This is a genomic window from Microseira wollei NIES-4236, assembly GCF_020521235.1.
Lineage (GTDB): Bacteria > Cyanobacteriota > Cyanobacteriia > Cyanobacteriales > Aerosakkonemataceae > Microseira > Microseira wollei.
The window spans coordinates 1-485 of record NZ_BLAY01000553.1; the positions used below are offsets into that span (position 1 = coordinate 1).

Genomic DNA, 485 nt, shown 5'->3' on the forward strand with positions numbered 1-485 from the left:
AACGCCGCAAGACGAGAATACAGATATTCCGATTACGACATTCAAGCCTATGCCACAATAATTAGCAATCGTTCCAAATGGATAGCTCAACTAATTGACTCCAATACCCAACAAACTATAGCCACCAGAGCTTTTAGAGCTAGCGAAAAGGTTTTATTTGGGAGGGCAAAAAGTGTACGGTACAAGATATCAAGTAGATTTAGAAGCGTTGAAGGCAAAACTAACAAGCAGGGTGTGAGATGGAAAGATAACGCGCTCGTCTGGGGTAAATTGGAGCTTCTGCCAATCATCGACTCAAGCAACCGAGTCGTTCAACACGGTCTAAATTCTCCAGTCAAATACGTTCGCTTATTGTGGCGAGAGTTGAATGGCAAACGACGTTGGTACATTCAACTAATTAACTCAGGAATGCCATATCAGAAAGAAAAAAACTATGTAGCTGATGGAGTCATTGGTTTAGATTTGAATATTTCCAATATTGCCTT

General features: G+C 40.8%; 1 protein-coding gene. It reads left to right on the forward strand.

The annotated features are described in order from the left end of the window. The coding region (locus tag MiSe_RS49820; RefSeq protein WP_507770246.1) for a nuclease/transposase family protein at positions 1-485 on the forward strand (485 nt) is incomplete at both ends.